6 protein-coding genes are annotated in these 5388 nt (G+C 72.8%); 3 read left to right on the forward strand and 3 right to left on the reverse strand.

What is annotated here, in order from left to right; translation table 11 throughout:
- Both ACXJMZ_RS36490 and ACXJMZ_RS36495 read left to right on the forward strand, forming a co-directional pair.
- On the forward strand, positions 1–550 hold a 550-nt coding region (locus ACXJMZ_RS36490), incomplete at its 5' end, for a TetR/AcrR family transcriptional regulator (protein WP_457034300.1).
- 124 nt (positions 551–674) lie between these two features.
- Complete coding sequence (locus tag ACXJMZ_RS36495) at positions 675–1046, forward strand: hypothetical protein (protein WP_057234587.1); 372 nt, start codon at positions 675–677, stop codon at positions 1044–1046.
- 15 nt (positions 1047–1061) lie between these two features.
- Here the strand turns inward: ACXJMZ_RS36495 and ACXJMZ_RS36500 are convergent, their stop codons facing one another.
- From ACXJMZ_RS36500 to ACXJMZ_RS36510, 3 genes are all read right to left on the reverse strand, one after another.
- Entirely contained in the window at positions 1062–2531 is a 1470-nt protein-coding gene (locus ACXJMZ_RS36500; RefSeq protein WP_457034301.1) for a serine/threonine-protein kinase, read from the reverse strand.
- A gap of 12 nt (positions 2532–2543) precedes the next feature.
- Positions 2544–3380, reverse strand: coding sequence for a serine/threonine protein kinase (locus tag ACXJMZ_RS36505; RefSeq protein ID WP_457034302.1), 837 nt, complete (start codon positions 3378–3380; stop codon positions 2544–2546).
- 138 nt (positions 3381–3518) lie between these two features.
- Positions 3519–4553 carry a hypothetical protein gene (locus ACXJMZ_RS36510; protein WP_457034303.1) on the reverse strand — a complete coding sequence of 345 codons (1035 nt, stop codon included), beginning with the start codon at positions 4551–4553 and terminating at the stop codon, positions 3519–3521.
- Between the two features lie 141 nt (positions 4554–4694).
- On the opposite strand from ACXJMZ_RS36510, the gene ACXJMZ_RS36515 reads away from it, so the two are divergent.
- Positions 4695–5388 (forward strand): homocysteine S-methyltransferase family protein (locus ACXJMZ_RS36515; RefSeq protein ID WP_457034304.1); only part of this gene is annotated, 694 nt, incomplete at its 3' end.

Raw genomic sequence — 5388 nt, forward strand, 5'->3', positions numbered from 1 at the left:
GAGGGCCGAGCGCACCAGGGCGCGGCTGCGCGCCGCGCTGTTGGCCGAGTGCGCCGAACGGCCGCTGGCCGAGCTCGGGGTCGCGGCGCTGACCCGGCGGGCCGGGGTCGGCCGGGCCACCTTCTACGTGCACTACCCCGACCTGCAGGCGCTCGCGGTGGACGCCTGCGCCGAGGTGGTCCGGGACGGGGTGACGGCGCTGCACGCCTGGCGCGGGGTTCCCGACCCGGCCGTGCCGCCGCCCGCGCTGGCCGAGTTCCTCACCGTGCTCGGCGGGCACGGGCCGCTCTACCGGGCGCTGCTCACTCCCGAGGGCGGCGGCCCGCTGGGCGAACTGATGCACCGTGAGCTGCGCGAGTACAGCCGGCGGGAGCGCGAGCTGGCCGGTGCGCCGCACGCCGGGCTGGTGGCCACGGCAGTGGCCGCGACGTTCACCGGGCTGCTCGCGGACTGGTTGCACGGCGGGATCGCCGGGACGCCCGAGGAGCTCGCCGCCCGGAGCTGGCGGCTGCTGATCGCCCTGCACCGCACGCCACTTGACCCGGCCTGAACTTGACCCGGCCCGAGCAGTACGGGGGACCCTGACAGGTGTCAGGTACCGAGGGGTACGGGCCGGTGGTTCGCTGGGTCTCGGCGCGGGAGAGTCCGCGCCGCGACCAGCAAGGAGAACCCTCATGTTCGGTGTGCGCAGGCTGGCCATGGCCGGTGCCGCGATCGCGCTCGGTGTCGCCTCCCTCGGGGCCACCGCCGTCAGTGCGGATGCGGCGAGCGGTTGCTACGGGATCGGCGGCGGTAGGTACAACTGCAACGTCTGGAAGACCGCCCCGACGTTCTGGGAGCACAACGTCCGGGCCGGCACGCTGAATGCCGGCACCAACTACTTCTACTGCCAGGCGGTCGGCAGCACGATGTCCGACGGTCCGTACTTCAACAAGTGGTACGCCAAGACCGACGACGACAGCGGCAACAAGGGCGTCTGGGTCAACGTCATCTACCTCTCCGGCGGTGGCAACGACCAGCCCGTGCCCGGCCTGCCCACCTGCTGACGCACTGACCGTCCGTCAGCCGCCGTACTGCGCTAGGTAGCGCAGCACCAGGTCGACGTGGGGGCGGACGCGCTCGGGGACGCCCCCGGCATCGGCCACCGTCTTGTCACTGGTGCGGTATCCGGCGGCGACCAGCTCACGCAGGTCGCCGCCGGTGCCCCGGCGCTTGAGCTGCTGGTCAAGCCAGCAGACGTAGTTGCCCATGGTGATGATGGCGTCCGGGGCCGACATGTAGTCCTTCCGGCCGTCACCGTCGCCGTCCTGCGCCCAGGCCTTGAAGACCGAGGGCGTCCACATCGCGATGCCGTACTCCTGGGTCGCGGGGCGGGTGGCGGCCGGGTCGAAGCCGCTCTCCGCCTTGAGCATGGCGGCGATCAGGGCCGGGCTGATCTCCGCTTCGGGGCAGGCCCGGGCGGCCCGCTCGATCGGCTCGCGCAGGGCGGCGGGCACATCGGCGTCCGGCGGCAGGGCGCCGACCGCCGAGGGAGGAGGCGGCAGCGGCGCCTGCCCCGAACCGGCGATCAGCCCCGTCCAGCCGGCCGCCGGGGCTGCGGCCAGCAGCGCCAGCGCAGTCAGCCGGCCGATCCGGTTCCGCCGTCGAGGGGGTGGAGTGTGCAGAGCTCGCAGCCGGGCCGTCAGCCGGCCGGCATTCGGTCGTACCCCCTGGTCCACCGCCAGGCAGTCGGCGATCAGCGCCCGCCACCCGGCCGGCAGCCGGTCGTCCAGCCGCAGTGGTGTCACGCCCCGGGCGTACGCCTGCGCGGCCAGCCCACGGGCCCGTGCGGTCGCGCCGAGGAAGGGGTGCAGCCCACCGCTGAGCACCTGATGGGCCAGCACCCCGAAGGCCCAGACGTCGGCGCCGGGCCGGAGTTGGACACCTCGTGGCCCCGAGCGCTGCGACCACCACTCCGGCGGCACGTGGTCCAGCGAGCCCAGCGGTGGGATGTAGGCGTGGGTGCCCTCCAACTCGGTGGTCAGCCCGAAGTCCGCCAGCCGGACACTGCCGTCGGCCATCAGCAGTACGTTGCCCGGCTTCAGGTCACCGTGCACCCAACCCTTGCCGTGCATATGGGCCAGCCCGGTGCACAGTTCGGTCAGCAGCGGTCCGGCCCGGGGGAGCGGGCGGCCGGGCTCCGCGTCCTGGAGCAGCTGTTGGAGGCTGCGCTCGGCCCGCTCCATCACCAATGCGACGGCGCCGTCCAGGGCCTGCCGGTCCGGGTCCCGCACGGTGACCACCGCCAGGGTCCGGATCAGCTGCGGGTGGTCGGCCCGGCGGCTGAACCGGATCTCACGCCGGGTCAGCTCCGCCAAGGTCCGGCGCTGCCCGGGGGCGAGGCGCCCGGGCGGCAGGAACTTCACCGCCACCGGGCTCCCGTCGGCCTCGCTGCGTCCCGCGTACACCCGGCCCCAGGCTCCCGCCCCGATCAGGCCGGTGATCCGGTACCCCGCCACCAGGTAGCCGGTCGGGACGTCGGTCGGCTCCATCGGCACCGGGTCTCAGCAGCCGCGCCGGGCGGTGACGGGCGAGGATCTCGGCGCGGTGACGGGCGCAGCGGCGGGCGAGGTGACGGGCACGGAGCCTGTTGCGGCGGCCCTCGGTGCGGTCAGCAGCGCGAGGTGTTCCTCACGGACCAGGTCGAAGCGGAGGGCCAGCGAGACCAGCTCCTCCCGCTTACGGCCCGTCCGTCCGCCGTCCTCGCACTCCCGGAGTCGGAGCTTGGTGTCGGCCAGGTAGTCGATGTGGTAGTTGACGGCGGATCGGGTCAGCGTCCGGCAGTCCGGGTGCTGTCGCAGCCGCTCCAGCACGTCGTTCACCCCGGGTACCGCTGCCGCCGAGGGCTCGCGCAGCCGGGGTTCGCAGAGCGCCAGCAGGACCAGGAAGTACTTGGCCGTCGGGTCCAGGGCGAACGGGCTGACGGTGTGGTCGCCGCCCTTGTGGTCCGGCGGCCCGTCCAGATAGGCGTGCTGCGGAGCGAAGACCTTGAAGTCGCTCGGCCCGTCGACCGACGGCAGCACCACCCGGGCGAACTCGAACGGCACCGGTGCGCCCAGTCGCCCGGGTGCCACCTTGAGGTGCTCGCCCGCACCCTCCAGGTTCTCCACCACGTACGTCGCGGTGGAGCTGAAGTTGGACAGTCGCCAGTAGTCCTCGGCCGCCGTCACCTCGCCCGCCCGGCGGGAGACACCCTGGTCGGCCAGCTCGATCGCGACCGGACAGTCCGGTGCACCCCGGCCGAAGTCCGCCTGCTCGCCGGGCCCCATCCGCAGCAGCCGGGGCCGCTCCGACGGGGCCTCGTCCCGGCGCGGTGGCAGTTGGACGATGACCGTGTCCATCGGGGCTCCTCCTCCGGTCGGCAGCGGTCGTGCGCGAACCACGATAGACGCTGCGCTGTCGACCAGTCACCATCCGTACGGGTGGCGGCCGTTCGGCCGATGGAGGGCGGGTCGCCGCCGGTCGGGTCCGGTCCGCCGTCAGCTCCAACCGGCCCGGTAGGCCGCCCAGTCCGCCGGGGTGGCGGTGAAGTCGACGTACAGCGCCAGGCCGAAGCCCTGCCGCCCCGGCGCCGTCCGGTCGAGAGCGAGCCGGGCGCCCCGGACGGCAGCGGCCACCGTCTCGGCCGATCCCCGGTGGCCGAAGGTGTCGTCCTGGTAGGCGGGCAGCCCCATCAGCAGGTCCACCTGAGGTGGCGTCACCTCAAGGGCCAGCGTGGTCTGCTGGGCCACGTACCCGCCGTACAGCGACTGCAGGGGCATCCCGGTGTCGTACGACATCACCGCCACCTGCTCGACCCGCCGGGCGACCTCGGCGAAGTACGCCTGCGACCACCACTTGCCGTGGTCGAAGACGGCGGCGGAGAGCCGGTGCAGGCCAGGCAGCGGGTCGATCTGCGGCGTCGCCACCGAGAGCGGCACGCCCCGTGCGGCGGTCAGCGCGTGCGCCTGGTCGAGCAGCGCGAGGAAGCCGGCCGAGCCGGAGCGGATCGGCTCCAGGTCGTAGTGCACCCCGTCGAAGCCGAGGTCCAGCACCTGCCCGCTCGCGGCGGTGATCCGATCGCGGACGGCGGGGTCGGCCAGCTCCAGGCCGTCCTTCTCCGGCCGCACCACATCGCCCAGCCAGGACTGCACCCGCACCCGGGGCAGTTCCCGGCGCACCTCGGCGAGGAACTGACGGGCCCTCGGGTAGCGGTCCGCGCTCAGCGAGCCGTCGTGTTCGAGCGGCCCGGTGTGTACGTACAGGTCGCGTATGCCGGTCCCGGCCAGCAGCCGCGTCAATGCGGCGACGTCCGCTTCCCCCTTCCGTCCGTCCACCCAGGCGTGGCCGAGCCAGAGTGCGTCCCGGCCCCTGGTCCTGGCCTGGTCGGAGAGGGTGCCGGAGTACTGCCAGCGCAGTGCGGCAGCCGCCCCGAGGGCAGGGAGAAGCACCAGCGCCAGGGTCAGCAGACCGCTCACCCCGGCCCGCCGCCACCGCGACCAGCCCCGCCAACTTCGCCCGATCTTCTTGATCATCTGTCCTCCCTGTGGGAGGAAGACGCTCAGGATGCGAAACAGGTTCTCGGCTTGGGCGTGCAGCCGGATACCCTGACCGCGTGCGGCCCGTACACGGACGGGCTGCATAGCCGACAGCCGTCGCACCCAGGGAGTAGCCCCATGGCCACCGCCGCCGTCCCCTCGTCCGCACCCACCACCGCCGCTGCGCAGGCTCGTGCGGATGCGTTGCGTGAAGCTCTCGCAAGCCGCGTCGTGGTGGCTGATGGTGCGATGGGCACCATGTTGCAGGCGCAGGATCCTTCGATGGAGGACTTCGAGCAGCTCGAGGGTTGCAACGAGGTGCTGAATCTGACCCGCCCGGACATTGTGCGGGCGGTGCATGACGCGTATTTCGCGGTGGGTGTGGACTGTGTGGAGACGAACACCTTCGGTGCGAACCATGCGGCGCTGGCGGAGTACGACATCCCGGAGCGGGTGTTCGAGCTGTCCGAGGCCGGTGCGCGGGTGGCGCGTGAGGCTGCCGATGCGTTCACCGCGCAGGACGGGCGGACCCGTTGGGTGCTCGGCTCGATCGGTCCGGGGACGAAGCTGCCGACGCTGGGGCATGCCCCGTATGAGTTGCTGCGGGACGGGTTCGAGCGCAATGCGGCGGGTCTGATTGCGGGTGGTGCGGATGCGCTGCTGGTGGAGACGAGCCAGGACCTGCTGCAGACGAAGGCCGCGATCCTGGGTTCGAAGCGGGCGTTGGCGGCGGCGGGGCTGGATCTGCCGGTGCTGGTGCAGGTGACGGTGGAGACCACCGGCACCATGCTGCTGGGCTCCGAGATCGGCGCTGCGCTCACCGCGCTGGAGC

It is taken from the genome of Kitasatospora sp. P5_F3, from assembly GCF_054049135.1.